31 protein-coding genes are annotated in these 24,710 nt (G+C 70.6%); 26 read left to right on the forward strand and 5 right to left on the reverse strand.

What is annotated here, in order from left to right:
• Positions 1 to 428: 428 nt before the first annotated feature.
• The 21 genes from IG88_RS0114225 (at position 429) to IG88_RS0114330 (ending at position 19,068) form a co-directional block, all read left to right on the forward strand.
• A complete protein-coding gene (locus IG88_RS0114225; RefSeq protein WP_234332143.1) occupies positions 429 to 692 on the forward strand; it encodes a hypothetical protein in 264 nt (87 codons plus the stop codon).
• Positions 682 to 2,223: a terminase gene (locus tag IG88_RS0114230; protein ID WP_234332144.1), complete on the forward strand. Its 1,542-nt coding sequence runs from the start codon at positions 682 to 684 to the stop codon at positions 2,221 to 2,223. The genes IG88_RS0114225 and IG88_RS0114230 overlap by 11 nt, the downstream gene beginning before the upstream one ends.
• Entirely contained in the window at positions 2,205 to 2,396 is a 192-nt protein-coding gene (locus tag IG88_RS43365) for a hypothetical protein (RefSeq protein ID WP_158853930.1), read from the forward strand. The genes IG88_RS0114230 and IG88_RS43365 overlap by 19 nt, the downstream gene beginning before the upstream one ends.
• Positions 2,396 to 3,778: a phage portal protein gene (locus IG88_RS0114240; protein WP_051851906.1), complete on the forward strand. Its 1,383-nt coding sequence runs from the start codon at positions 2,396 to 2,398 to the stop codon at positions 3,776 to 3,778. The genes IG88_RS43365 and IG88_RS0114240 overlap by 1 nt, the downstream gene beginning before the upstream one ends.
• Position 3,779: 1 nt before the next feature.
• Positions 3,780 to 4,748, forward strand: a complete 969-nt coding sequence (locus IG88_RS0114245; protein ID WP_031039888.1) for an HK97 family phage prohead protease — start codon at positions 3,780 to 3,782, stop codon at positions 4,746 to 4,748.
• Positions 4,749 to 4,751: 3 nt separating this feature from the next.
• Positions 4,752 to 6,245 carry a phage major capsid protein gene (locus IG88_RS0114250; RefSeq protein ID WP_031039893.1) on the forward strand — a complete coding sequence of 498 codons (1,494 nt, stop codon included), beginning with the start codon at positions 4,752 to 4,754 and terminating at the stop codon, positions 6,243 to 6,245.
• Positions 6,246 to 6,319: 74 nt separating this feature from the next.
• Positions 6,320 to 6,598, forward strand: a complete 279-nt coding sequence (locus IG88_RS38675; RefSeq protein ID WP_037835890.1) for a hypothetical protein — start codon at positions 6,320 to 6,322, stop codon at positions 6,596 to 6,598.
• Positions 6,599 to 6,608: 10 nt separating this feature from the next.
• Positions 6,609 to 7,424 carry a hypothetical protein gene (locus IG88_RS0114260; RefSeq protein WP_031039899.1) on the forward strand — a complete coding sequence of 272 codons (816 nt, stop codon included), beginning with the start codon at positions 6,609 to 6,611 and terminating at the stop codon, positions 7,422 to 7,424.
• 3 nt (positions 7,425 to 7,427) lie between these two features.
• Entirely contained in the window at positions 7,428 to 7,877 is a 450-nt protein-coding gene (locus tag IG88_RS0114265; protein ID WP_031039902.1) for a hypothetical protein, read from the forward strand.
• Positions 7,864 to 8,064, forward strand: a complete 201-nt coding sequence (locus IG88_RS43370; protein ID WP_158853933.1) for a hypothetical protein — start codon at positions 7,864 to 7,866, stop codon at positions 8,062 to 8,064. The genes IG88_RS0114265 and IG88_RS43370 overlap by 14 nt, the downstream gene beginning before the upstream one ends.
• A gap of 49 nt (positions 8,065 to 8,113) precedes the next feature.
• Positions 8,114 to 8,560 (forward strand): hypothetical protein, encoded by a 447-nt coding sequence (locus tag IG88_RS0114275; protein ID WP_199807452.1) that lies wholly within the window; start codon positions 8,114 to 8,116, stop codon positions 8,558 to 8,560.
• 2 nt (positions 8,561 to 8,562) lie between these two features.
• Positions 8,563 to 9,075, forward strand: a complete 513-nt coding sequence (locus IG88_RS0114280) for a hypothetical protein (RefSeq protein ID WP_031039908.1) — start codon at positions 8,563 to 8,565, stop codon at positions 9,073 to 9,075.
• A 16-nt stretch (positions 9,076 to 9,091) separates the two neighbouring features.
• Complete coding sequence (locus IG88_RS0114285) at positions 9,092 to 9,541, forward strand: hypothetical protein (RefSeq protein WP_031039909.1); 450 nt, start codon at positions 9,092 to 9,094, stop codon at positions 9,539 to 9,541.
• Between the two features lie 134 nt (positions 9,542 to 9,675).
• Positions 9,676 to 12,639 carry a hypothetical protein gene (locus tag IG88_RS0114295; RefSeq protein WP_051851907.1) on the forward strand — a complete coding sequence of 988 codons (2,964 nt, stop codon included), beginning with the start codon at positions 9,676 to 9,678 and terminating at the stop codon, positions 12,637 to 12,639.
• The gene (locus IG88_RS0114300; RefSeq protein ID WP_031039915.1) at positions 12,640 to 13,593 is read left to right on the forward strand and encodes a phage tail family protein; all 954 of its coding nucleotides are present in this window, start codon (positions 12,640 to 12,642) and stop codon (positions 13,591 to 13,593) included.
• Between the two features lie 15 nt (positions 13,594 to 13,608).
• Positions 13,609 to 14,793 (forward strand): Gp37-like protein, encoded by a 1,185-nt coding sequence (locus tag IG88_RS0114305; RefSeq protein ID WP_031039917.1) that lies wholly within the window; start codon positions 13,609 to 13,611, stop codon positions 14,791 to 14,793.
• Positions 14,794 to 14,796: 3 nt separating this feature from the next.
• Positions 14,797 to 15,747 (forward strand): hypothetical protein, encoded by a 951-nt coding sequence (locus IG88_RS0114310; protein ID WP_031039920.1) that lies wholly within the window; start codon positions 14,797 to 14,799, stop codon positions 15,745 to 15,747.
• Positions 15,747 to 17,549, forward strand: a complete 1,803-nt coding sequence (locus tag IG88_RS0114315) for a glycosyl hydrolase family 28-related protein (RefSeq protein WP_031039929.1) — start codon at positions 15,747 to 15,749, stop codon at positions 17,547 to 17,549. The genes IG88_RS0114310 and IG88_RS0114315 overlap by 1 nt, the downstream gene beginning before the upstream one ends.
• Positions 17,550 to 17,704: 155 nt before the next feature.
• On the forward strand, positions 17,705 to 18,550 hold the full coding sequence (locus IG88_RS38680) for an N-acetylmuramoyl-L-alanine amidase (RefSeq protein WP_234332146.1): 846 nt from the start codon (positions 17,705 to 17,707) through the stop codon (positions 18,548 to 18,550).
• 3 nt (positions 18,551 to 18,553) lie between these two features.
• Positions 18,554 to 18,808, forward strand: a complete 255-nt coding sequence (locus IG88_RS0114325; RefSeq protein ID WP_031039932.1) for a hypothetical protein — start codon at positions 18,554 to 18,556, stop codon at positions 18,806 to 18,808.
• Positions 18,808 to 19,068 (forward strand): hypothetical protein, encoded by a 261-nt coding sequence (locus IG88_RS0114330; RefSeq protein ID WP_031039933.1) that lies wholly within the window; start codon positions 18,808 to 18,810, stop codon positions 19,066 to 19,068. Before IG88_RS0114325 ends, IG88_RS0114330 begins: the two co-directional genes overlap by 1 nt.
• A 42-nt stretch (positions 19,069 to 19,110) precedes the next feature.
• On the opposite strand, the gene IG88_RS0114335 is transcribed toward IG88_RS0114330, so the two are convergent.
• Positions 19,111 to 19,710 carry a DUF5919 domain-containing protein gene (locus tag IG88_RS0114335; RefSeq protein WP_031039935.1) on the reverse strand — a complete coding sequence of 200 codons (600 nt, stop codon included), beginning with the start codon at positions 19,708 to 19,710 and terminating at the stop codon, positions 19,111 to 19,113.
• A gap of 308 nt (positions 19,711 to 20,018) precedes the next feature.
• Between IG88_RS0114335 and IG88_RS0114340 the strand changes: the two genes are divergently transcribed.
• Positions 20,019 to 20,606 carry a hypothetical protein gene (locus IG88_RS0114340; protein WP_037835894.1) on the forward strand — a complete coding sequence of 196 codons (588 nt, stop codon included), beginning with the start codon at positions 20,019 to 20,021 and terminating at the stop codon, positions 20,604 to 20,606.
• Here the strand turns inward: IG88_RS0114340 and IG88_RS41180 are convergent.
• Together IG88_RS41180 and IG88_RS0114345 are read right to left on the reverse strand one after the other, a co-directional pair.
• Positions 20,560 to 20,883 (reverse strand): hypothetical protein, encoded by a 324-nt coding sequence (locus IG88_RS41180; protein ID WP_078861493.1) that lies wholly within the window; start codon positions 20,881 to 20,883, stop codon positions 20,560 to 20,562. The genes IG88_RS0114340 and IG88_RS41180 overlap by 47 nt on opposite strands.
• 35 nt (positions 20,884 to 20,918) lie before the next feature.
• Entirely contained in the window at positions 20,919 to 21,164 is a 246-nt protein-coding gene (locus IG88_RS0114345; protein WP_031039942.1) for a GntR family transcriptional regulator, read from the reverse strand.
• 175 nt (positions 21,165 to 21,339) lie between these two features.
• Here IG88_RS0114345 and IG88_RS0114350 point away from each other — a divergent pair, with 175 nt between their 5' ends.
• From IG88_RS0114350 to IG88_RS0114360, 3 genes are all read left to right on the forward strand, one after another.
• Positions 21,340 to 21,690: a hypothetical protein gene (locus IG88_RS0114350; protein ID WP_031039946.1), complete on the forward strand. Its 351-nt coding sequence runs from the start codon at positions 21,340 to 21,342 to the stop codon at positions 21,688 to 21,690.
• On the forward strand, positions 21,687 to 21,890 hold the full coding sequence (locus tag IG88_RS0114355; RefSeq protein WP_031039949.1) for a hypothetical protein: 204 nt from the start codon (positions 21,687 to 21,689) through the stop codon (positions 21,888 to 21,890). Before IG88_RS0114350 ends, IG88_RS0114355 begins: the two co-directional genes overlap by 4 nt.
• A 72-nt stretch (positions 21,891 to 21,962) precedes the next feature.
• Complete coding sequence (locus IG88_RS0114360; RefSeq protein WP_031039952.1) at positions 21,963 to 22,364, forward strand: hypothetical protein; 402 nt, start codon at positions 21,963 to 21,965, stop codon at positions 22,362 to 22,364.
• A 127-nt stretch (positions 22,365 to 22,491) separates the two neighbouring features.
• Here IG88_RS0114360 and IG88_RS0114365 read toward each other — a convergent pair whose 3' ends face one another.
• Together IG88_RS0114365 and IG88_RS0114370 are read right to left on the reverse strand one after the other, a co-directional pair.
• Positions 22,492 to 22,731, reverse strand: a complete 240-nt coding sequence (locus IG88_RS0114365; RefSeq protein WP_031039954.1) for a helix-turn-helix domain-containing protein — start codon at positions 22,729 to 22,731, stop codon at positions 22,492 to 22,494.
• A 427-nt stretch (positions 22,732 to 23,158) separates the two neighbouring features.
• Positions 23,159 to 24,127: a hypothetical protein gene (locus tag IG88_RS0114370; RefSeq protein ID WP_158853936.1), complete on the reverse strand. Its 969-nt coding sequence runs from the start codon at positions 24,125 to 24,127 to the stop codon at positions 23,159 to 23,161.
• A 137-nt stretch (positions 24,128 to 24,264) separates the two neighbouring features.
• Here IG88_RS0114370 and IG88_RS0114375 point away from each other — a divergent pair, with 137 nt between their 5' ends.
• Positions 24,265 to 24,486 carry a hypothetical protein gene (locus tag IG88_RS0114375; protein ID WP_158853939.1) on the forward strand — a complete coding sequence of 74 codons (222 nt, stop codon included), beginning with the start codon at positions 24,265 to 24,267 and terminating at the stop codon, positions 24,484 to 24,486.
• The last annotated feature ends 224 nt before the right edge of the window (positions 24,487 to 24,710 follow it).

Genomic DNA, 24,710 nt, shown 5'->3' on the forward strand with positions numbered 1-24,710 from the left:
CCACCGTCACCCCACACCCGGTCACCCACCGTGCACCCCCACCCAGCCGGCACCCCACCCCCAGGGCAGGGCACCCCCCGGCACGGGCGGCCAGTACCCCACCCAGGGTGACACCCGGCCCCAACCGACCCGACTCGCGACCGAATCGATCATCGTCATCGCGTTCAGTCACAACGCGCTGAGCTGCGACGATGCCCGGTCGGTCCCCGGAGGGGAGGGGGGTCCTGGGGCATCGTGGCTCTGACCAGGCGGGCGACCCAAAAGCCCTTGTCGCCCGTTTTTGCGCGTGAGGCCCCTCCAAGATCACCAATGGTCACGCTCCGTATTCACGGCGAACTGAGTTCGACCCCACTATCACCATCACTCTCCGTAATCATCGCGAACGAGGTTCGGTCCTCCAATCGCGCGCTGACTCTCCGTGACAGGGGGTGATCGCCGTGGACGTGGAGGCCAAGACCCTCGCGGAGATCGACGCGCTGCGCGTCGGCGACCTCGCCCCCGGCCTGGTCGCCACTGCCCTGGAGCTTGCCCGCCAGCTCGACGAGTGTGAGGCCCCGACCTCCGCCGCCGTGGTCGCCCGCGAACTCCGCGCCACCCTGCTGGAGCTGCGGAAGGTCGCCCCGCCCGCGGCGGCCGCCGCCGACCCGCTGGACCAGCTCGCCGAGAAGCGGAAGCGGCGCCGTGGTGCCTGAGAGTGACGGCCGCCTGTACGGCGTGCAGGCCCCGCGGGTCGAGACCGTCCCGCCGTTCGTCTCCAGCTCCGGCCAGGAGGCGATCGAGCTGGCGGCCTCGGTCGACCTGGTCCTGGACCCGTGGCAGGAGCACGCGCTGCACGTCGGCCTGGGGGAGAAGGAGGACGGCTCCTGGTCCGCGTTCGAGGTCGCAGTGAACGTCCCACGCCAGAACGGGAAGGGCGGGATCATCGAGGCCCGCGAGCTGGCCGGCCTCTTCCTCCTCGGCGAGCCCCTGATCATCCACTCGGCGCACGAGTTCAAGACGGCCCTGGAGGGGTTCCGTCGGATCGAGTCGCTGATCACGAACTACGACCACCTGCGCAAGAGGGTGTCGCGGGTGCGTCGTACGACGGGCGAGGAAGCGATTGAGCTGCTGAGTGGGCAGCGGCTCCGCTTCCTCGCCCGCTCCGGCGGCTCCGGCCGCGGCTTCACCGGCAAGTGCCTCATCTTGGACGAGGACATGATCCTCGGGGACGACGCGATGGGCGCCCTGATGCCGACGCTGGCGGCCGTGGAGGACCCGCAGGTCTGGTACCTGGGCTCGGCCGGGATCGGCCCGCTGTCGGTCCAGCTGGCCCGCCTGCGGGCCCGGGCCCTGGCCGCGATCGAGGCCGGCGTACCGGACCCGTCGCTGGCCTACCTGGAATGGTCGATCAACCCGCACGTCCGGGAGTGCCGCGAGGACTGCACCGACCACGACGACCCGAACGCTCCGGAGTCCGTGGCCCGGGCCAACCCGGCGCTGGGCTACCGGCTCAGCCTGGAGCACACGGAGCGTGAGCGCCGCACGATGGGCCCGGAGATCTTCGCCCGGGAGCGGCTCGGTGTCGGCGACTACCCGTCCGACGAGAGCGACGCCTGGGCGGTCATCGGCAAGGACGCCTGGGAGGCCCTGGTCGACGACCGCAGCCAGATGGAGGACCCGGTGGCCTTCGCCATCGACGTCACGCCGGAGCGCAGCCACGCGACGATCTGCGCGGCCGGGCAGTCCGGCGCCGCGGTCCACGTGGAGGTCATCGACAACCGGCCCGGCACGGCCTGGGTGGTGCAGCGGGCCAGGGAGCTGACGGAGAAGTGGCAGCCGCGCTGCTGGGTCATCGACACGGGCGGTCCGGCCGGTGCGCTGATCAAGGAGCTGACGGACGCGCTGAAGGTCAAGCAGGACGACGACGAGGACCTGGACGAGGACGAGGAGCCGGAACTCCTGGCGCCGATCGTGCAGATGAAGACCCGCGACGTCGTTCAGGCCGCGAACCAGTTCTACGACGCCGTGGCCGCGCACCGGATTGTGCACCTGGACCAGGCGCCGCTCGCCACCGCGCTGGCCGGCGCCCGCAAGCGGGACCTCGGCGACGCGTGGGCGTGGGCCCGGCGCGGGGTCGGCGTGGACATCAGCCCGCTGGTGGCCGCCACGCACGCCCGGTGGGGCCTGTCCGTAGAGATCGAAGAGCCAGAGGAAGAGGTGGAGCCGTGGGCCGCATTCGGCTGACGCCCGTCGCTCGCGCCCGTGCAGGCGTCATGACGGGCGGGGTGATGGTGGCCGCGGGCGCCGGCCTCGGGTTCGGCGTCGCCGTGGGCCTGGCCGTGGCTGGTGTGCTGCTGGTGGCGTACTGCCTGCTGCTGATGGACGTCGGCTCGGGGGCCGGAGGTGACGGCCCGTGATGAACCTGTGGCAGTCCCGCCGGCGCTCCGCCGAGTCCCGGGCGATCAGCACGATCGACGACTACGCCCTGGCGCTCCAGGAGTCTCTGGGCTACGGCGGTTGGTCGGCGCTGGGGATCACGCAGACGCAGCCCGGGCAGGCTGCGGAGAAGGCGCCCGGCGACCTTCCCGGCTACGCGCAGCTGTTCGCGACCAACCCGGTGATCTGGGCGTGCATGACGGCCCGACAGTTCGTGTTCTCGGCGCCCCGGTTCATCTGGCAGCGGCTGAACCGCGGCACGCCCAGTGAGCTGTTCGGCTCGCAGGATCTGCGGCTCCTCGAGGAGCCGTGGATGGGCGGCACGACCCAGGGCCTGCTGTCGCGGGTCATCCAAGACGCGGACCTCTCCGGGAACGCGTACTGGACCCGCGTCGATGACGAGCTGGTCAGGCTGCGCCCCGACTGGACGTTCATCGTCCTGGAGCGGCGATACCACCGCGGCGGTGTCCTCGGCTGGCGGAAGCTCGGCTACATCTACCAGGAGCCGGGCGAAGAGCCGGTGCCGCTGCTGGCGGACGAGGTGGCGCACTTCGCGCCGGTGCCCGACCCGCTGGCGACCTATCGGGGCATGTCCTGGCTGACGCCCGTCATCCGGGAGACGCAGAACGACAATCTGATGGCGAAGCACAAGCGTCGGTTCTTCGAGAACGCGGCCACGCCGAACATGGTCGTACGTCTCGCCCGCGAGGTCTCGCCCGATGCCTTCGCCAAGTTCAAGGCGAAGATGGAGGCCAACCACCAGGGCATCGAGAACGCCTACCGAACGCTGTACCTGGGCGGCGGCGCCGATGTGACCGTGACCGGCACGAACTTCCAGCAGATGGATTTCGGTGCGGTGCAGGGCGCGGGGGAGACGCGCATCGCGGCCGCGGCTGGGGTGCCGCCGGTCATCGTGGGCCTGTCCGAGGGCCTGAAGGCCGCCACCTACTCGAACTACGGGCAGGCCCGCCGGCGTTTCGCGGACGGCACGATCCACCCGCTGTGGCAGGACGTGGCCGGCAGCTTCGGCCTCCTGGTCCGGCCGCCCGGTGGCAGCCCGTCAGGGGCCGTCAGGCTCTGGTACGACGCCCGTCACGTCCCGTTCCTGCGGGAGGACGCCAAGGACGCCGCCGAGATCCAGGGCGTGCAGTCCCGCACGATCCGCACGCTGGTCGACGCCGGCTACACCCCGGAGTCCGTCATGGCGGCCGTCACCGCCTCCGACTGGAGCCTCCTCGTCCACACCGGCCTGTTCTCCGTGCAGCTCCAGAAGCCCGGCGACGGCCTGCCGCAGGCCGACCGCGCGCGAGTCCTGGCCGCCGCGCTCCGAGACGCCATCCGACCCATCGAGGGAGGGGCCTGAGATGCCCGCCATGCAGTCCGCTGCCCGCGACCTGATGCGGTCGGCGCCGTTCCAGCTCGTCCGCGCCGACGGCGACGAGGAGGGCGACGGCCGGACCCTGACCGGCTACGCCGCGCTCTTCGGCGTCGACACCGAGATCAACTCGTGGGAAGGGAACTTCACCGAGAAGATCCGCAAGGGCGCCTTCCGGAAGACCATCCGTGAGCAGACCCCGGTCCTCCAGTTCGACCACGGCCGGCACCCGCTCATCGGCAGCATCCCGATCGGCGCGATCGGCGACCTCCGGGAGGACGACCAAGGCCTCTACGTGGAGGCCCGCATCACCGACAACTGGCTGATGCAGCCGATCCGGGACGCCATCGCCGAAGAGTCCATCAACGGCATGTCCTTCCGGTTCGAGGTCGTGCGCGAGGAGTGGCGCGACGTCAACGGCAAGGTCGTCAAGCCGGAAGAGGTCTACGAGCTGCTGTGGATGCCCGGCGACCGCGGTCCCCTCCAGCGCGAACTGATCGAGCTGAAGTGCCGCGAGCTCGGGCCCGTCGTCTTCCCGGCTTACGCGGGCACCAGCGTGTCCGTCCGGGCGCGGGACGTCGCCGACGTCCTGGTCCACGACGAGCACTCCGCCCGCCGGCTGCGCGCCGCGCTCGCCCGCGACGCTCCCCAGCTGGCACCGCAGGTACCCGGCGACCCAGGGCTGCGCCGAGAGGTCGCGGCCGCGCTGCTCTACCAGCAGCCCACCACCCCGACCCGCGGGTCCGCGCCGCCCCCCGAGGAGCACCCGGACCCCGTACGCACCACCACCGGCGCGCCGGCCACCGAGAGCCACCCGCCGACCGACACCACTGACGCGCCGCCCGCTCCAGGGCACCCGTCGCCCGACCCGGACACCATCCGCCGCCGAGCCCAGATCGCAGAGGTCAGGGGCCTGATGCGCGGCGTTCTGGCGTCCATCACAGACAAGGACGACTGACCAATGCCCGTACAGCTGAGCCACCCGCAGGCCGTCATCCGCCTGCAGGACATCCAGGCCGAGCTGGAGCGTCTCGAAGGACTGGAGACGCTCACCGCCGAGGACGAGCAGTCCTTCGACGAGCTGACCCGCGAGTTTGCCGAGGTGGATTCCCACCGGCGCCAGCTGGAGCGGACCGCCGCGCTGGAGCGCATCCGCGGCGCCGCCCCGTCCGGTGGCGGCCGCCGCCCGGCCGCGACCGCCATCCAGCCGGGGACGTCGATCAGCGGCAACGCCTACGACTCCGACCCGATCCTCAACCCCGACAGCGTGGAGGACCGCCGGTTCCGCAACCCGTGGGACCTCGGCGAGATGCGCACCTTCGGCCGCTCCCCGGACGAGGTCGGCTTCGAGATGCGGCAGCGCGCCCTGTCCGCGGTGGAGAAGATGTCCGCCGCCACGGACCGCATCCGGGGCGCGGCCACGTCGATCATCGAGCAGTTCGACGACAAGCGCGGCACGATCGCCCGCATGGTCCTGGCCACCAGCTCGCCGGAGTACCTGCGAGCCTGGTCCAAGCTGGCCGCCGGCAAGGGGCACATGGTGTCCCCGGAGGAGCAGCGGGCCCTGGAGCGGGCCATGAGCCTGACGGACAACCAGGGCGGCTACCTGGTGCCCTTCCAGCTCGACCCGACCGTCATCCTCGCGAGCGACGGCTCCAAGAACGACATCCGTCTGCGAGCCCGGTCCGTCGTCGCCACCGGCGACGTCTGGCACGGTGTGTCCGCCGGCGCCGTCCAGTGGCGGTGGGCCGACGAGGCATCCGAGGCCGGGGACAACGCCCCCGCCTTCAACGGCCCCGAGGTCCCGGTCTACAAGGCCGACGGCTTCGTCCCGATCTCCTTCGAGGCGATGGACGACGCCGAGAACGTCACCCAGGAGGTCGGCCGCCTCCTCGCCGCAGGCAAGGACGACCTGGAGGCCGAGGCGTTCGTGAACGGTACCGGGGTGAAGCAGCCGACCGGCATCGTTACCGCGCTCGCCGGGACCGCGTCGGAGATCGCGCCGACGACGCCGGAGACGTTCGCCTCGGCGGACCTCTACGCCCTGGACGGGGCCCTGCCCGCCCGCCATCGGCGCAACGCCGCCTGGCTGGCCAACCGGCACATCTACAACCTCACCCGTCAGTTCGACACGTCCGGCGGCGCCGACCTGTGGGTCCAGCTCGGCGAGGACCTGCCGCCGAACCTCATCGGCAAGCCCGCGCTGGAGGCGGAGGACATGGCCTCCGGGTTCGACCCGGCGGTGGCCGGCGACAACCGGATCATGGTCTTCGGCGACTTCCAGCACTACGTCATCGCCGACCGCATCGGCATGTCCGTCGAGTTCATCCCGCACCTCATGGGGGCGAACCAGCGGCCGAAGGGCCAGCGCGGTTGGTACGCCTGGTACCGCGTCGGCGCCGACTCCGTCCTGGACAGCGCGTTCCGGATGCTCAACGTCGCGACCGCCGTCTGACGAGGCCTTCGCTTGCGGGCCCCACCTCACGACTCCGGGGTGGGGCCCGCGGCATGCCCAGAGAGGAACGAACCATGGCACTACGGTGCAAGCGGGCCTTCTCCGCCTACGTGGACGGCCGGCCGCGCGTCGTCAAGACCGGCCAGCTGGTCCCCGACGACGACCCGATCGTGAAGGGCCGCGAGGCCTCCTTCGAGTCCATCGACGCCCACCTCGCCGCGCGGCGGCCGCGGGTGGAGCAGGCGACGGCCGACCCGGGCCAGCCCCGGGACCTCACCCCGCCGACGCCCGTCACGAAGGACAACGGCGACAGCAAGCCGACGCCGAGGCGCGGCCGCGGCTCCAGCAAGTAAGGGGTGAGCGATGCCATTCGATCTCGGCGCGACGGTGCGCCTGACCGGGGAATGCCGGGACCCGGACGGCACGCTCGCCTCGGCGGCGACGGCCGTCGTGACGGTCACCCTGCCGGACGGGATGACCGTCACCCCGGCCGTCACCGAGGACCCGGACACGGCGGGCAAGTACCGGGCCGACTACGTCACCACGACGCCCGGCCGCCACTCGGCGCGCTGGGTGTGGACCGAGCCGGCCGCCGCCTACACCGACGTCTTCGACGTCCAGGAGGAGGCGCCGCCGACGATCCTTTCGCTGCACGACGCGCGGGATCACCTGAACCTCGTCAGCACCAAGGACGACGGCGAGCTGCGGTTCTGGAACAGCGCGACAACCCGGGCCGTGGAGTACTTCACCGGCCCCGTCGTCGCCCGCTCCTTCACTGAGGAGCACGCGGCGCGGGACGCGCGGGCGGTCGTGCTGCACCGGACCCCGGTGCTCACTGTGACGGCCGTCGAATCCGTCCTGACGGGAGGCGTCACCTATGCCGTGGACAGCCTCCACGTGGACCGCGACACCGGCGAGGTGATCCGGCTGGACGGCGGCCGCCTGACCGGGCGTCTCCGCTTCACCTACCGGGCCGGGCGGACGGTCATCCCGGAGAACATTCTCGCCGGGGCCCGGATCATCCTCGAACACCTCTGGCTGACCCAGCGCGGCAACCGCGGCGGGCTGGCCGGCGGCGGCCAGGACCTGAGCGACCCCATCCCGGGGCTGGGCTATGCCGTACCGAACCGAGCGCTCCAGCTGCTGGAGGCCGATCGGCTTCCCCCGGGGGTGGCGTAGATCGTGTCGCGAGTACCGGAGGTCATCGCGCGGCTGGTCGCGCTCGGCAAGGCCGACAAGGAGCTGCACGACGTGCGGGTGGCAGACGGCCCCGAGGTGACGGGCGATGCCGACCTGGACTGGCTGATCGTCGGGTTTGACGGCGATCCGACCGGTGATTTCGAGGCTTCCCAGTCAGCGAGCGGCTGGACCGATCTGGGGGCCGGGCGCGAGGAGGAGTGGCAGGTCACGGTGGCCGCGATCGCCCAGCGCGGTGACACGGACGTGGCAGCGGCCCGGGCCCGGGCGTACGAGATCGGCGGCCGTGTGGACGCCTGGCTGCGGGCGGACCCGTCGCTGGGTCTGTCCTCGCTGCAGGCCGGGATCGGGGCGACCCGGCTGACGCAGGACCAGACCGATCGAGGGGTCCAGGCCGTGCTGCTGCTGACGGTGGCCGGTCGTGGCTTCACGTAGAGAGGAGCCCGCGGTGGCGGTGCGGATGCGCCATGACGGCATCGAGCAGGGCATCGAGGTCCAGGAGATTTCGGTGAAGCACTACAAACGGGCCGGCTGGGTCGTCGTCGACGACGACGGCTGGCCGGTGGCAGAGCAGATGGCCGCGGCGAAGGGCCGCCGCCGGCGCGAGACGGGAGAGAGCTGATATGGCGGCGACTTCGATTCAGGCGTCGACCCGGTACTACCGGCGTGGTGTGACCCGCGTTCTGTGGGTGCCGACGATCGCGAACAAGGCCGCGCCGACGCGCGCGGAGCTGGATGCCGGTACGGCGCTGGAGGCGGAGACCGGGGCGATGTCCGGGTGGCAGACCACCTCCGGCACTGTGCCCACCCCCGCGCTGGGGAGCCGGTTCACGCCCGTCGTGGGCGGTGAGATCACCGCCTCCGACTCCAGCCTCACGTTCTACGCGTCCAAGACCGGCGACGACGTTCGTACCCTGCTGACCCGCGAGACCCCCGGCTTCATCGTGTGGATGGACGAGGGCGACGTGCCCGGCCAGCCCATGGACGTCTATCCGGTGACCGTCACCGCCCAGACCAAGATCAGGGAGCTGGACCAGGCCGCGCAGATCATGTGCTCCTTCGCGATCACGTCGGAGCCTGCCGAGAACGTCGACATCCCGGCCGCAGCGGGGGCCTAGTCGTGGCGGGCAGCGTTCAGATCCTCGGCACTGGCCAACTGCTCACGCTGTCCCGCAAGATGCGGGCCGCTGGTGGCCCCCGGCTGCGGCAGAACTTCAGCCGCCGCATCCGGCGGGCCGCCGAGCCGCTGCACAAGGACTTGCAGAAGGCGATCCGCAACCAGCCGCTCGTCTCGGAGGGCCGCAAGGCAGGGAAGAGGGGCGGCCCCTCCCCGACCACGCGGCCCTTCCGGCAGATGCTCGCCGGCGGCATCCGGATCAGCGTCCGGTCCGGGGCCGCTCCTGGCGCCCGTGTGTGGATCGACAAGTCCCAGCTGGAGCCCAAGGCCGGGAACGTGCCGTGGCAGATCCAGGACGGCCGCCTCAGGCACCCCGTTTTCGGTAACCGCAAGAGGTGGTCCAGCCAGTACGCGCGGCCGTCGGGCTGGTGGTCGAAGACCGTGGCAGCCGGCACACCGCGCATGCAGGCCGAAGTCCAGCGGATCCTTGGCGACGTGCGCCGGGACCTGACGTAAGAAGAGGAACAGACCCGTGATCATCTCGTACAAGCAGGACGACGGCACCGTGGAAGAGCTGTCGACCGACGACCTGACGGCGCGCGAGGCAGCGGACATCGAGACCGCCATGGGCGGCGATCAGTGGCAGCGCATCGAGGCCCTGCTGAACCTGCAGGACCCCACCGCGCTGCGGGCCGTCATCTGGATCTTCCGTCGGAGGGAGCAGGTAGACCTGAAGTTCGAGGACTTCGACGTGCCCGGCTGGCGGCGACGGCTGAAGGCCCGGATCACTCGGGCGGAGATCGAGGACGCGCTGAACAACACGATGCTCCAGGCCATCAGCACCAAGGCCGAGGACACCGGCATCGACCTCCTGATCCCGCACCTGCGGAAGCTCGCCCAGGACCCGGCTGATGTGGACGTGGCGCTGGATGGGCTGGGAAAAGGCCACCTGGTACGCCGCCGCCAGGAATCGCAGCACTGATCCAGGAGTACGAGCCGCTGCTGATGCACTACCTGCACATGCAGCCCTCCGAGATCGACCGGCTGACCGTCACCCGCTTCCTGCGCCTGGTCGCCTGGCTGGACCGGCACGTCTCGACACTGAGGGGGTGAACCGTGGCGGAGCGCCTGACCTTCACCCTGGCCGGCCGAGACGAGCTGTCCCGTGTCCTGGACGGCACCGCCGATCACGCGGACCGGCTGCGGCTGCGGCTGGCCGGGATCACCGCCGACGCCGACGGCAACCTGCGTGACCTGGAAGGCCGCCTGATCAGTGTCGCGGACGCCGAGCGCCGGGTCGACGACACTACCGGCCAGGTCCACCGCCGCATGGCCGACCTGTCCGACGCGACGGGCAAGCTCGGCGAGTCGATCAAGGCGAACCTGATCAGCCTCCTGCCGGCCGCGATCCCGGCGGCGGCCGGGCTGGCGAGCAGCGCGGCCGCCGTCGCCGCGCAACTCGGGGCGGGCGCCGTGGCGGCCGGCGTCTACGCGCTCGCGCTCGGGCCGCAGATCGGGAAGATCACCGAAGCAGCCGACGCGCAGGACAAGCTGGACGAGGCGCTGCGCACGTCGGGGGCGGGCAGTGCGGAGGCTGGGCAGGCGGCCCTGGAGTACGAGCGGCAGCTGGCCTCGCTGACACCGGAGACGCGGGAGGCCGCCGTCGCGGTGGGGCTCCTGAAGGACGGCTACGACGAGTGGTCCGACAGTCTCAGCGGCGACGTCATGGCGCCCTTCAATAAGGGCGTCGCCATCGCCAACGCCCTGCTGCCCGAGACCACGGGCCTGGTCAAGGGCGCCAGTGGCCAGTTCGATCGGCTGCTCAACCTCGTCGGCGGAGCCATCACGACGCCGGGCTTCGACGCGATGAACAGCCGTTTCACTGACTTCGCGACGAACACCCTCGACACCGGCATCGACCGGCTGACGGTCTTCCTCGCCAAGATCCAGAGCGGCGAGTACGACGGCGGCGGCGTCGCGCAGTTCTTCGACTGGGCACAGGAGCAGGGCCCGGTCGTCTGGGACACGCTGGAGAACATCGGCGAGGCCCTCTTCCACGTCCTGGACGCAGGGGCTGAGGTCGGTGTCGGCATGCTCGACGTCGTCAACGTACTGACCAGCATCGTCAGCGCGGTCCCGCCCGAGGCCATCGCCACGATCCTCCAGCTGGCCATCGCTATCAAGGCGGTACGTCTGGCGGCAGCCGGCGGGGCCGCGGCGAGCGCCGCCGTGGCCGCGCTCGGGACCCAGATCGGCGCCATGCGCGTGGCGGCCGCGGGGACGCCCGGAGCACTCGCCGGTGCGGGCGCCGCGATCACGGGTCTGTCCCGGACCGCGAAGCTCGCGGTTGCGGGCACCGGCCTGGGGTTGCTGCTGATCACTCTGGACGCTCTCTCGGCCGGGAGCCAGAAGCCCAAGCCGGACGTGGACGCGCTGTCGACGTCGCTCACCGAGCTCGCGCACTCGGGCAAGGTGAGCGGCGAGGCCATGCGCGTGTACGGCGGCGATCTGTCCGGCCTCGGCGACGCCCTGCAGAAGGTGGTCGACCCGGAGGGTCTCGACCAGGTCCAGCAGTCCATCGTCAGCTTCTTCGGCATGGACTCCACCCCGATCAAGAACGCGAAGGAAGATCTCAACGCGTTCGACGAGGCCCTGGCGAGCATGGTGTCCAGCGGCAACGCCGACATGGCCGCCGAGGCGCTCGCGCGCACCATCGAGCAGCTGGAGGCGCAGGGGCAGAACACCGACGGCCTGCGGGGCAAGCTCGACGCCTACAACGACGCGCTGGCGGCCCAGGCCCTGGAACAGGAACTGGCCGCCGCCAGCATGGGCATCTTCGGCGACCAGGCCCGCGACGTGCAGGCAGAACTCGACGCCCAGAAGCAGTCTGCCGACGGACTGCGCGCCAGCATCCTCGCCCTCAACGACGCCCACAGGTCGGCCTATGACGCGGAGATCCAGTTCGAGGCGGGCCTAGACGCGCTCACCAAGTCGTTCTCGGAGAACGGCAACACGCTGGACCTGAACACCGAGAAGGGCCGCCAGAACGCGCAGGCCATGTCGGGCGCCGCGAAAGCGCACGACGAGATGCTGGCGGCCGGCCTCGCCGCTGGCGAGTCGATGGGGTCGATGACGGAGAAGTCGGAGAAGCTCCGCGAGAAGATGATGACCCTGGCAGAGGCCACCTTCGGCACCAAGGAGGAGGCCCGCGACTACGTCAACACCCTGCTGGGGACACCGGAGAGCATCTCGACCACGGTCCAGGTGGAGAAAGAGAACGCCATCTCCGGGCTCCAGTCCGTGCAGGCGGAGATCATGGCGACGCCGGGCTCGCACACGGTCACCGTGGACACGCTGAACGCCGCGGCGATCGCTGCGCTGGAGGAAGTCGGCCTGGTGACGCGGCGGCTGCCGGACGGGCGGACGGAGGTCTACACGAAGAACGGCCAGGCCCTCGACAGCATCGACGCGGTGGACCGGGCGATCGGCGCTCTGCGGGGCACGACCGTGACGGTGTCCGCGAAGGACCGGGCCAGCTCGACAGCCAAGGCCATCGCGGACGCCATCGCCAAGGTGAAGAGCAAGCAGGTCACGATCACGGCCCGCTACCGCACCATCGGTATCGAGGGTGCCGGAGCGCGCGCGGACGCCAAGATGAACGGCTTCGCGCAGGGCGGCCTGCTCCGTCGGGCGTCCGGCGGGCCCATCCCCGGCTTCCCCGATGGCGGCCGACTGCAGGGGCCCGGCACGCCGACCTCCGACGACATCCTGATGTGGGGATCCACCGGCGAGTACGTGACCCGGGCCGCGGCCGTCGACTTCTACGGCCAGCCCCTGTTCGACGCGCTCAACAGCATGACGTTGGACCCGAAGGCTCTGCTCGCGGTGACCGTCCCGGCGGGGCGGGCCGCGGCTTCGCCAGGCCTGCCCGCTGCGCAGCCGGCGGCGCCGACGGCTGGAGCGGACCGGCCGTCGGTGACGTACATCGTGCAGCCCCGGAAGTCCGTGATCGACGCCAGGGACCTGGAGCTGATCACCCGCGAGGAGGAGGCGCGCATGCGTGTGGGGAGGCCTTGGTAGATGCCCATCATCACCGCGCCGGTCATCACGCCGGAGGTTCCGGAGACGCCGCCTGTAGAGATCCCGGAGATCGGTTTCGCGTCGATCACCTACGTGGACCCGACCGGGCATCGGTGGCCGATGACCGACCTGTCGGCTGACTGGTACACGCTCGCCGAGGGCGTGTCCGGTCTGGGGGCGGCGCCCTACGAGCTGACGGCGGACCCGCACCCGCGGGGCGGGTCCCGCCTGCGGCACGTCCAGCCGCAGGCCCGGACGATCGTGTGGCCCCTCCTGGTGAGGGGCGCCGATCACCTGGTCTTCGTGAAGAACTGGCGGGACCTGGCCCGGGCGTTCACGCGGACGCTGAGGGAGGGCCCGGGCTGGCTGGAGGTCGCCCGGCCGGACGGCTCCGGCCGGCGGATCGCCGTCTACTACAGCCAGGGCTGGGACGGTCGTGGGCAGACCGCGACGGGCATCACCTGGGACAGCGCGGTCGTCACCCTGTGGTGCGAAAACCCGTACTGGGAGGACGTCCAGCCAGTCAGCGTGCACCGGGAGACCGGGACCGGCGTCGACTACCTGGCCCCGTACCCGAGCGTCTCCAGCTCGCAGGTGCTCGGCGCGACGACCGTCATGAACCCTGGCGACGTGGACGTGTGGCCGGAGTGGCATATCACCGGCCCGGCGACGTCCATCGCCTTTTCCCGCGAGGACACCGGCGACGCCTTCACCCTCGACATGCAGGCCACCGCTCACGGTGCCCTGCTCGCCGGGCAGACCGTGACGATCTCCACTGATCCGCCGCGGGCCCGCTCCGGCACCGGGGAGAACCTCGTGTCCGGGCTGAACTGGCCTGAGGCCGTTCTCTGGTCGCTGCCGCCTGGCGAGACTCCCGTCGTCTTCCAGCTCAACGGGGCCGCCGCTGGGTCGGCAGTCGACCTCACCTTCCACCCGCGCTACGAGACGGCATGACGAGGAGGTGAGCCGATGGCCATCCAGCTCCTCGTCACAGACCGCAACCTGGACTTCCTCGGCGACCCCATCGTGGGCTGGAGCAAGCTCTCCTGCGACCTCAACTACCGGGCGCCGGCGTCGGGCAGTGTGGTGCTGCCCGCGCGGCCCGAGGTCATGGAGCTTCTGCAGCCCGGCAACCGCATGGTGCTCATGCGCGACGGAGGGATCTGGTGCGCGGGCCCGCTTGAGGCGCCGCAGGACCCTTACGTCTGGGACCTGGAGGAGAACGCCGGCGTCGGCACGGTCACGGCTCGCTGGACCGATGACCTGGGCCGGATCGCCGGATACCTCACCTACCCGCACCCCGGCGTCCATTTCCCCTTCCAGGTCACAGAGCGAGACCAGATGTGGACCCGCACCGCCAACTCGGAAGCGGTCATCCGCGAGCTGGTGTCGCTGACCTGCGGGCCCACCGCGCTGGCCGAGCGGCGCATCGAGCGCCTGGTCCTCGACGCGGTAGCCGGGGTCGGCACAACCCGCACCCTCAGCACCAGGCTGGAGCCGCTGCTCGACGCGTGCCGCACACTCGCGGTCCCCGACGGGCTCGGCTTCCGCACCCGGCAGGTCGGTGACGAGATCCGGTTCGGGGTGTATCAGCCGACCGACCGCACGGCCACGGCCAGGTTCTCGGCGGGCCTCGGGAACCTCCGCCGGGTCGAGTTCACGCTGTCGGCGCCGCTGGCCACGTCCGAGCTGGTGATGGGCGGAGAGGACCCTGCCCAGCAGGTACCAGCGGGGGACCCGCCCAATCACCGCGAGTACACCGAGGTCATGTCGGGCGCCCAAGCCGACTGGTACCGGGTCGAGAAGCTGGTGCAGTCGCGAGGCAAGACCAACTTCGACGGCGAGCTGACCCAAGACGGGGTGCTCGCTCTCGGCAACGACAACCCGCAGGCCAGCCTCGCGACCGTAGCGGTCGACACCGAAGACCTGCGGGCGGGCCGTGACTACGGCCTCGGCGACCTGGTCTCGGTGGTGCTGCCGACCGGGCTGGAGATCGCCGACGTCGTGCAGTCCATCGGGCTCATCGCCGAGCCGAACTCGGGCGAGCTGGTGACCACCGTCATCGGCAACTCGGACAAGACCACGCTGACGCGCATGGTGTGGACCGTGCGCGACCTGGCCTATCGGCTGGGGCAACTCGAAGGGAGGGGGTGACCAGTGGCTGAGGAGTCCTATCCCAACGCCGGGCACAACAACAGGCAGGTGACCGACGACGAGCACGAGCTGCTCGCCAGCCGGTTCTCCGACGACGGGATCTACGGCGACCCCACGGACACGCAGGTCGTCACGGCCGGCACCGGTCTGTCCGTCAACGTCCGCGCGGACGTGGCCGCCTCGGTACGGGGGCACGGCTGGTACTCCGGGAGCACGCCATTCAGCGTGCCCCTGGCGGCGAACATCTCCAGCCAGACCCGCATCGACTGGATCGTGCTGCGCCTGGACCGCTCCGACTGGAGGGTCCGCGTGGCCGTCGTCGGTGGCACCCCCGGCTCTGGAGCACCTGCCCTCAAACAGCAGACCGGGAACACCGGCGTCTACGAGATCCCGCTCGCGCAGGCCCGCATCCTCGGCGGCGCCTCCTCGGTCACCGTCACCCGCGCCGAGCTGTACGTCGGGACACGGATCAGGCCCTGCACGTCCGCCACCCGCAACCCGGCCCCGCGGCTCGGCGAGATGGCCTTCGAGACCGACACGAAGCGCCTGGTGCTCTGGGACGGCAAGACGTGGCGCCTCGTCTCTCAGGACAGCGGCGAGGTCGTCCTGCAGAAGCTGAACAACGTCAGCTGGGTCAACGCCGGCGACTCGGTGCTGGAACAGCGAGGCGGCGCTGTGTGGCTGCGCATCGGTGGGTGGACGCGGAACGGGAGCACCCTCGCTGCGGCGTCGGAGAGCCAGCTGCCGGTGCTGATCCCCGAGGCCTACCTGCCCCACACCCGGTACCAGTACTGGAACGTCTACGTCACCCACGCCACCACCGCGAGCATGGCGCGGCTGACGATCTACCCCCGGGGCAACAAGCGCGGCGGGCAGCTCTGGCTCACACAGCACGTGGACATCCGGCACCTGGACGATCTGAAGGCGACGACGATGACGTGGACGGTCAACTGATGGCGCGCTACACCTTCGGCGGGGGCATCGCCGACTACCTCGTACAGCCGAGGGACGGCCTGTGGGGCGTGGCCCCCGGCGCCGTCGTCACCTTCTACTCCTCCGCCGATGGGGGCACGCAGTACACCGACCTCTTGAATGCCGGCGGCGCGGCAGTCACGGAGATCGTCGCGGACGACTACGGGCTGCTGCCCTCCTTCCAGGGACCGGACGGTGTGACGATCCTGTGGGCCAGCGCCGGCGGCGCGAGTCGGGTCTGGATGAAGGCCCGCGACGCGGACAATGTGGAGGTCACCCCCGGCTCAGTACGCGACTGGCTCAACGTGCTGGACTACGGCGCCCAGGGAGACGGCAACACTGACGACACCCTGGCGCTGCAGGCCGCGCTCGACGCGTGTCCGATGGGCGGAACCGTCTACGCGCCCGGGCGCCCGTACCGCACCAGCTCGACGCTCTCTATCCCGCCCGGCGTCACGTTCACGTCCACGCGCGCCAACTTGATGACGGTGCCCGGGCTGTTCGATCCCCCGTGCTACATCAAGCCGCTGCCGTCCTTCGAGGGCACCGCGGTGATCTCGTTCCTGGACGAGATCGACGGGGGTTACTCGACGATCTCGGCCGAGCACCGCATCGTGAAGGTGATGATCGACGGATCGGACCTGGCGATTCCAGGCGTCGATGGGGTTCGGGCCCGAGGCAACATTCAGAACGTGCAGCTGGTCGACGTGACGATTCGTCGGGTGACTGGCGCCGGCGTCCACACCGAGGCCAACGCGGGGAAATTCCCGTACAGCTGGCGGCTGACCAGGGTAATGGTCGACAACGTGGGCTGGCACGGATTCGCGTTCGAGGTCATGACCGACATCAGCCTCATGGACTGCCAGGCCATCGGCTGCGGGGCATCGGGTTTCGAGATCGCCAACGCGGCCAACTCGCACGCGATCGGGTGCCGCGCCGAGTGGTGCGTCGGCGACGGGTTCCACCTGACCGGGGACTGGGCCGTCGGTACCGGATCGGGCGGCATGCTCTTCGGCAGCTGCTCGACCGACCGCAACGGACGCAATGGGTTCCTGGTCGACGCGGTCGGCAACGCGCCCCTGCAGTTCGAGAACATCGAGACCAGGCGGGACGGCCGCAACAACGGGGCCGGTGGGGGCGGCTTCGCGGGATTCGCCGTCAACGGCGCGACCATGCCTGTCGTCGTCGGCCTGCTCACCTCGTATGTGGGAGTGGACGACGACGGCAGTCAGGCGAACTCGCCTCAGTACGGGGCGCGTTTCACGGACTGCGCCTACGTCAGCGTCAGCTCCGGATTCCTGCACGGCGACACCGCCGGCTGGTCCGACGGCGGCGGCAACGCAGTACTGCGCCGAGGCCTCAACATCGGCGAACGCACCGGCCCGAGCAACGCCCCGGTCGACGCCTTCGCCGGACCTACCGACGTGGCCGGCAACCTCGACGTAGCCGGCTACCTGGCCGCCGCGTCCGGCCAGTCCGGCGGCGTGTGGAACATCTGGGACGCCTCCGCGAAGGCCCTCAACCTGGGCAGCGCGGGCGGCGGCATCGCCATCAAGGAGGGCGCCAACGCCCGCATGGGCATCGCCACGCTGGCCGCCGGGACCGTGACCGTGGCCAACACCAGCGTGACCGCGAACACCCGCGTGGCCACCTTCCGGCAGGCGGCAGGCGGCACGCTCGGCCACCTGTCCACCACCAAGGTCGCGGGCACCAGCTTCACGATCACGTCCAGCAGCAACACGGACACCTCGGTCGTCGGCTGGGTCCTGTACGAGCCCGCGTAGCCCCCGCCCGTCCGCCCGCACGCCCCGCGCCGACCCTGGCCCGGGGCCTTTCTCATCCGGAGGCCTCCGTGGACGACTGCCGCTGCGCGGTCTGCGGCTGCTGCAAGCACGACCACCGTGGCTGGCGCCACGGGTGGCAACCGAAGGAGTAACCCGTGGCTGAGCCCATGTCCTACGGCAAGTTCCTCGCCGCCCTGCGTGCCGAGGGTCTGACCGTCATCGAAGAGAAGACGGGCGGCCGACCGCCGTCGGAGCACAACCGGAACCACAAGGGCGCGTGGGGCCCCGTCCACGGGGTGATGATCCACCACACCGTGACCCGCGGCCACGACAGCACCGTGGACATCTGCCGAAAGGGCTACGCCAGCCTGCCCGGCCCGCTGTGCCACGGCGTGATCTGCAAGCAGGGCCACGTCCACGTCGTCGGCTACGGCCGCGCCAACCACGCCGGCCTCGGCGACGGCGACGTGCTCCGCGCCGTCATCGCCGAGAAGGCGCTGCCCCCGGACAACGAGGCCGACACCGACGGCAACCGGCACTTCTACGGCTTCGAGTGCGAGAACCTCGGCGACGGCAAGGACCCCTGGCCCGCCGCCCAGCTCCTCGCGATCGAGCGGGCGGCCGCCGCAATCTGCCGCCACCACGGCTGGGACGAGCGGTCCGTCATCGGCCACCTGGAGTGGCAGCCCGGAAAGGTCGACCCGCGCGGCTTCACCATGGCGTCGATGCGCGCCCGGGTCGCCGCCCGCCTCCACGGCAAGACCCCGACCAACAGCAAGCAGGAGGACCCCATGGCGGGCTACAGCAAGGCCGAGATCGGCGACGCAGTCCTGTACAGGGACAACATCGCGGCCCCGGAGTTCGCGCCGGACGTCAAGAAGAACCCGAAGTGGTCACTGTCCAGCTACATCCGCTCCATCTACAACGCGGTCATCACCATCCGCGACGAGCTGCGGGCCCTCCGCAAGGCCGTCGACGCCCTCGCCCAGAAGGAGTCCTGACCCATGCCTGAGCTGCACTTCGACGGTGAGACCGTCGTGAAGACCGCGAGCACCTACGGCCGCGACCTCCTGGAGCGCGTCCTGTCCACCTTCCTCCAGAGCTTCATCGGCGGCGTCGTCGTCACCACTCCGCTGGACGGCAGCATGTGGTACGCCGCCGGAGCGGGCGGGGTCGGCGCCGTCCTCGCCCTCGGCAAGGGGTTGGTGGCCCGCTGGCGCGACGTCACCAACAGCGCCTCCCTTGCCAAGGGGGTGTAGTGACACCGCAGGACCCGGGCGTCTACATCCCGCCCGCGCAGATGTACACGGAGCTGAGATCCCTGAGCGACGGCCTGACCCGAGTAGAGACCAAGCTGGACGGCATCGGGCAGGGCCTCACAGACCTCGGCAAGGACGTCGCCGACCACGAGACCCGCCTCCGCGCCCTGGAGCGCGGACGCTGGCCCCTGCCGACCATCGCCGCGCTGACCGGCGTGGCTGGCGCAGCGACCGGTGCCCTTGCCCTCTTCGCCCGATGACCGCGGCCCCGCTCTCCCAACTGGGAGGGCGGGGCCGCTTCGTCATGTCTGGGGAGCAGTGGCGCTTGAGGCCGGCACCCCTCGGCTCCACAGCTCTTCAGCGTGCTCGGAGAACCGGTCGAACAGCCCGCCCTGCCCGCGACGCCGCACGTGCATCAGCGGGGAGTCGTGGCCGACGACGCGCGCCAGGTGGGGCGTGATGAGCGCCTGGTCGTCGAAGCGGAAGACGCTCAGGCTCACGTGGTTCATGGCGTCCTCGGCGGCCGAGTACCGCACCTCGATCTGCGGGATGTCGGCCAGCTTGGCCAGCTCCTCCAGGGACATGTGGATGCGCGTGGACACGGTGAGGGCGACGCCCTCGATGGCCTCACGCTGCCTGGTGACGTCGCCGGCGGGGTCGCCGAGCAGGAACCGCACCCGGCACCCGGACGCCGCCTTCTGCCGCAGCGTCGCCGAGAATGCGGGGACCTGGGTCCACAGGAAGTAGTTGGTGTACCCGGCGAAGAGCAGCTCCTCGGAAGCGTCCTCGATCAGCTCCGTCCAGACGGTCGACGGGCAGGCGGACCGGTACGGGTACGTCTGGATGACTTCGAGGTCCCCGCCGGTCTTCAGCCGGTCCCTGACGGCCTTGGGCCACAGCATGTCTGCGTCCACTCCCAACACGATCGCCACCTCGTCCCGCGTCCGTGGATGCGGGACGCGACTCGGGTCAGATACCCAGCGATCCACGGTCTTGACGCTCACCCCGACTCTACGGGCCAGCCGAGACCGGGATAATCCGGCCGTCTCGATAGCGCGCTGCAGCTCCTGATGCAAGGTCACCCCCGGGGACGTTTGGGCCACTTCGGACGGTAGCGCGTGGCGTCCCAAACGGACCCCATCTGTCAGTACAACCGTCCCAACCGCCAGCCCACCATGACGGTCACCAGCAACCCCCAACGGAGGTAGCAGTGGCCATCACCCTGACTCGTCCCGCGCCGGAGACGGTCGCCGAGCGGGCCCGCGAGATCCACACCGCGTGGATGGAGGACCCGGAGATGCCCGCCGTCCTCGACGGCTGCAAGAAGTACAGCAGCGACTGGACCGACGACTACGGCCAGGTCCTCATCCCCGAGTACAACGTCGAGCGCGACGCCCCGCCGCTCATCGACGACGCCCTGCGCGTCATGGCGCTGAAGAGCGCGGTGTACGAGATGACCGACGGCGACGAGCTGGCGGCCGAGCTGCCGGTCCCGGTGCCGGTCGACACCGCGGTGCACGCGCTGTGCGCCCAGTTCACCGCCCTGTCCCGGGTGCAGCAGCGGACGGGCCGCCTGTTCGTGCACAGCACGGTCCGCGAGCACGAGGCCGGCCGCGGGTGGCGGCTCGGCGACTACACGCACCAGGCGTACCGCGCCACGTTCGGGCCGGTCGACGAGCGGTACTGGATCGACGAGCCGGAGGCCGAGCGCCGCCGCCAGGTCCTCGACGAGAAGTACGCGTCGATCGGGATCACCGAGCGCGGGATGGCCTCCACCATCGACTACGCCGCGGCGTAGCCGACTGGTCCGCAGGCTCCGCCTCCAGCGGCTTCGGAGGCGGAGCCTGCCGGTCTGGCTCCAGCCCGATCTTGTGCGGGTGCACGCAGGCAGGCGTCCCGTCGGCGGTGTACCGGCGGCCGTCGTCCGGGTCGAACGGTGCCTCCCAGGTTGGCCGGTCGTAGATGACGAAGGCGTCGCGCGGGAAGCGCAGGCTGGGGCAGATCCCGCACACTGGCCGATCGTCGTGGTCGGAGTCGGGGTCGATGTACGGCTGCTGCGCGGCGGCGTCGTCCATGTCGGGAGGCTACCGACTGGGCCGCTCACTCGGAGTCATGCTCGGGGCGGCTCGTCAACCACGTAAGAGCCCTTGCCCCGCACGGTCCGGACCAGGCCGCGGTCGACGAGCAGCTGCACGGCGGCGCGAGCCGTCGGCCGGGACACCCCGAACTCGTCCACGATCTGCGCCTCCGAGGGGATGCGCCGGCGGGGCGGGTAGGTGCCGTCGGCGATCCGCGCGGTGAGCACCGTCGCGATCTGCTCGTACAGGGGGTCGGGCCCGTCCAGGTCCACGGTCATATCTCGACCGTAGGAGCGATACGACAATGCTTCTCGTCGTGTGACGTCACCTGACAACAGGTTACAAGCGGAGTAGCTTCGACAGAGAAGACCCCCGCGACCGTGCGACCGGTCCGGGGGCGTGGCCGACTGCGAAGGAGTCGACAGGATGCACCGTACCGGCCGCTCTGCCCTGATGGCAGAGGCCCTTTCCACTCTCGACATTCCGCCCACCGTCGCCGCCGTGCTCGCGCTACCCTCCGGTCTCACCGCCGCCCAGGCCCGCGGCGCCGTCTGCGTCTGGGGCACCGAGCGACTCACCGCTGAAACGGCCGTCGACCTCGGCGAGTACGTGGGGTCCGAAGGGCGGCTGTTCCTGCGCGCCTGCCGCACCCACGCCGCCGACTGCGCGTACCGCGCGCACCGCGGTCTCCTCGATCACGCGCCCGGCTGCGACGACTGCCGCAGGGAGCTGGCGCCCGGCGAGCCCGTCGTGTGCGAGACGGCGCGCGTCCTGTACCGCCTCGTGAGGGAAGGCCGCCGATGAGCCAGTCCGACTCCAGCCTCGCCGCCGCCCGCGCCGCCGGGTACTGCTGGCGGGTGTTCGGCCCACGGGGCCTGCACTGCACGCGGCACATCGGGCATGAGGGCGACTGCTACGACAAGTACGACGCTGCGACCCTGCGCGCCCGCGCCCTCGCAGAAGACTCCGCTCCCGACGCGCAGAAACGCCGGCCGCGCCGGTAGCGGACACTGCGGCCCGCCTCCGTACCCCTCGTCGAGGGCAGACCGCTCACCCTGCGATCAAAGGAAGGCCGAATGAGCGGCTACCGATGCACCGCCACGACCGAGGTACACGCCGCCACCCGGGCCGCCGCGGAGACGATCGGCTCGCCCCGCGACGGCATCGACTGGACGTCGGACACCATCCTCCAGTGCCTCATCGAGGACGTGGCCCACGACTTCCACGCCGCGTTCCTCCGCACCGGCGCGCGCCCCGACTCGAACGTCTTCCTGTGCTGGACCGACGGCTCGCCGGACCAGAGCCTTGCAGACCTGGACTGCTGCCTGGGTAGACGCACCCCGATGGACACGGGGTGCACGATCTTCGCGCACCACCCGGGGCTGTGCGAGTGGGCGTACATCGACCCGCCGTACATCGCCGTGACCGCGCGCGCCGACCAGCTGCTGAAGGAGCTGGGCATATCCCCGCCCACCTGACTCCTGCTGGCGTCACAGGGCGGACGTGGCGCCAGCAGGTCGGCTGTCACCGGCGTGCCCTCGGGCCGCCGTCGCGCCGGTGACCGGGGCGGCCCGTTCCTCGCCTCCCCCGTCGGGGGCGGGCCGCTCAGCGCCGCGTCAGCTCCTCCAACTCCACGCCCATGGCGTCGGCAATGCGGATCAGCGTGTCCAGCTTGGGCGAGGAGTGTCCCTGCTCGATGCGGCTGTACGTGGCGACGTCGATGCCACTCCTGCCGCAGACGTCCAGCTGACTCAGGTTCAGGTGCTCGCGCACGCGCCGGATGCGTTCCCCGACCTGGCGGCGGCGGGCGATGACCCGGTCATCGGGTGGGGTGGGGCGCGGCACGCGTCCACCCCACCCGGCCCATGATCAAATGTGATTAGGGTTGACCCTAATTTCTGCGATCTTGATAGTGGTCGAATGCACCACAGAGAACCATGAGACCTCCGACCGAGCCCGCAGGCTGGTCGGAGAAGGTGGCGGCAGCGTGATGTGCCTCCGCTGCCGCCGCGAGCGCCAGCCACTCCCGGCTGAGCGCGATCGCCCCGTCCTCCGTACTGGAGGGCGGGGCGATCCCTTTACGCTCCGACGACCCCCGCCGAATCTCGCGGCGGGGGTCGCCCTTCCGACCGGAGACCTCCCGAGTACCCCGGCCGGGCTTGTCTGGGGCTGTGCCTCAGGCGGACGGAATGCACACGTCCGCCTCCCCTACCAGCACTGTACCCAGCGCGTCCGCTGATCTACAGCATGTAGACGAGTGGGTGTGACCTCCTCACTCGACCCGGCCACCCTGAGTCCTTCCGTACCAGGCCATGAGCTGGAACGTCGTACGGAGGCTCAGCGCCTGGCGGGCGGACGCGATCTCCTTGTCCACGGCCCGACGGCTGAGGCCGATGCGCGGACCGACCTGCTGCTGGGAGTAGCCGGCGGCCAGCTCCCGGAGGATGCGCCACTGCCGCTCGCTCAGCGGCGAGGCGTTGACACCGATGTCTTGCCACCGCGTGGCCCGGTGCCAGAACAGGTCGAAGAGGGACCGCGTCCAGGCGACAGACGCTCTGTCGAAGACGTGCCAGCCGGAGTTGCCTTCCGCCCCGGGGATCACGTGATTGTCGATGAACAGGTGCTGCCGGTCGACGAGGATCACCCGAGGCCCCGGCGCGCTGGAGGCACGCACCTCGGCACCGTCCTTCATCATGGCGGCCACGTAGTCGCGGGTTTGGCCGTGCTCGTGGGCACTGCGGTGGTAGAGCGACCGGACCTGGACGCCGCGGAGCAGGGCGGAGCGGGTGCGCTCGACGCCTAGGCGCAGGATGGCGGGGTCACGGTCGGCTGGCTCGCCGGGCTGGACCGAGCAGATCTCGGTGGCGGCCGCCGCACAGACCTCGCCCACGCGGGCGTTCATCTGGGGGGCCGAGGCCAGGAACTCGGAGCCCGGGCCGCCGTAGAGGCGGTGTGGGTCGAAGTCTTCGGCCAGGCGCTCCAGGACGGGTACCTGATTGAGCCGCTGCACGATGGTGCTGAGTCCGTGCAGGGCGGCTGCCGTGACGCTCTGGGCGGCTGCGCGCGGGTCGTGTGGGATGTAGCGGCCGGGCGTGTAGGGGTCAGGGTCGACGAGTCGCATGGCGATCAGGCGGGCGACGTCGTAGCCGTCGGGCGGTTGCTGCGTCTCGGCTATGCGCCGGTACGCCTCGACGTCGTGCTGGGTGAGTGGGTCCTGCTGGCCCGTGTCCAACTCGCTCACGTTCGCCCCCTGTTGCGCGTGCGGATTTCTGCATATGCAGTTTTCCGTACGGCTGGCCGCTTGGACCTCACCGATCTCGCATGCAACTCTAACGTTCAGTAACAGAGATTCGTAAGCGCGTTCGAAATGAGGTCAGCATGACTCCACGTCTCCGACTTGTGGGCGCTTCCGCGCTGCTGGCCCTGGCCGCCCTTGTCACCCCAGCAGCCGCGGCCGCGGCCACGCCCGCCACCCCCCTGGCGCAGGATGTCGGCTGGGGCGTCGCCTCGACCGGCACCGGCGATCAGGCCGAGCCCGAAGAGGGCGAGGCCGCGCCGGCGCCGACCGACAATGCCGCGAGCGACGTCGGCTGGGGCTGAAGCCCCTCCCACAGACTCCGGTCGGCTCGCTCGGGAGGCTATGCCGCACCGGAACCAGAGACGCCCCCTGCCGCGAGATTCGGCAGGGGGCGTCTTGCTGCACAGAGTAGAGGGTGAGCAACCGGTTCCGCGACAGCAGGAAGTTGCAGGTCCCGGGGCCCACGGATCAAGTTACGGGGTAGTAGCGGGGTAACAAGATCAACCAATGTAGACGGCCGGTAGAT

The sequence above is a fragment of the Streptomyces sp. NRRL F-5650 genome, assembly GCF_000721365.1.
Lineage (GTDB): Bacteria > Actinomycetota > Actinomycetes > Streptomycetales > Streptomycetaceae > Streptomyces > Streptomyces ardesiacus.

What these genes read in the sequence shown, in the direction of transcription:
- IG88_RS0114240 (WP_051851906.1), top strand. Translation starts at nt 2,396, where the DNA reads ATGAACCTGTGGCAGTCCCGCCGGCGCTCCGCCGAGTCCCGGGCGATC.
- IG88_RS0114245 (WP_031039888.1), top strand. Translation starts at nt 3,780, where the DNA reads ATGCCCGCCATGCAGTCCGCTGCCCGCGACCTGATGCGGTCGGCGCCG.
- IG88_RS0114250 (WP_031039893.1), top strand. Translation starts at nt 4,752, where the DNA reads ATGCCCGTACAGCTGAGCCACCCGCAGGCCGTCATCCGCCTGCAGGAC.
- IG88_RS38675 (WP_037835890.1), top strand. Translation starts at nt 6,320, where the DNA reads ATGGCACTACGGTGCAAGCGGGCCTTCTCCGCCTACGTGGACGGCCGG.
- IG88_RS0114260 (WP_031039899.1), top strand. Translation starts at nt 6,609, where the DNA reads ATGCCATTCGATCTCGGCGCGACGGTGCGCCTGACCGGGGAATGCCGG.
- IG88_RS0114300 (WP_031039915.1), top strand. Translation starts at nt 12,640, where the DNA reads ATGCCCATCATCACCGCGCCGGTCATCACGCCGGAGGTTCCGGAGACG.
- IG88_RS0114305 (WP_031039917.1), top strand. Translation starts at nt 13,609, where the DNA reads ATGGCCATCCAGCTCCTCGTCACAGACCGCAACCTGGACTTCCTCGGC.
- IG88_RS0114315 (WP_031039929.1), top strand. Translation starts at nt 15,747, where the DNA reads ATGGCGCGCTACACCTTCGGCGGGGGCATCGCCGACTACCTCGTACAG.
- IG88_RS0114325 (WP_031039932.1), top strand. Translation starts at nt 18,554, where the DNA reads ATGCCTGAGCTGCACTTCGACGGTGAGACCGTCGTGAAGACCGCGAGC.
- IG88_RS0114335 (WP_031039935.1), bottom strand. Translation starts at nt 19,710, where the DNA reads ATGCTGTGGCCCAAGGCCGTCAGGGACCGGCTGAAGACCGGCGGGGAC.
- IG88_RS41180 (WP_078861493.1), bottom strand. Translation starts at nt 20,883, where the DNA reads ATGGACGACGCCGCCGCGCAGCAGCCGTACATCGACCCCGACTCCGAC.
- IG88_RS0114345 (WP_031039942.1), bottom strand. Translation starts at nt 21,164, where the DNA reads ATGACCGTGGACCTGGACGGGCCCGACCCCCTGTACGAGCAGATCGCG.
- IG88_RS0114350 (WP_031039946.1), top strand. Translation starts at nt 21,340, where the DNA reads ATGGCAGAGGCCCTTTCCACTCTCGACATTCCGCCCACCGTCGCCGCC.
- IG88_RS0114355 (WP_031039949.1), top strand. Translation starts at nt 21,687, where the DNA reads ATGAGCCAGTCCGACTCCAGCCTCGCCGCCGCCCGCGCCGCCGGGTAC.
- IG88_RS0114360 (WP_031039952.1), top strand. Translation starts at nt 21,963, where the DNA reads ATGAGCGGCTACCGATGCACCGCCACGACCGAGGTACACGCCGCCACC.
- IG88_RS0114375 (WP_158853939.1), top strand. Translation starts at nt 24,265, where the DNA reads ATGACTCCACGTCTCCGACTTGTGGGCGCTTCCGCGCTGCTGGCCCTG.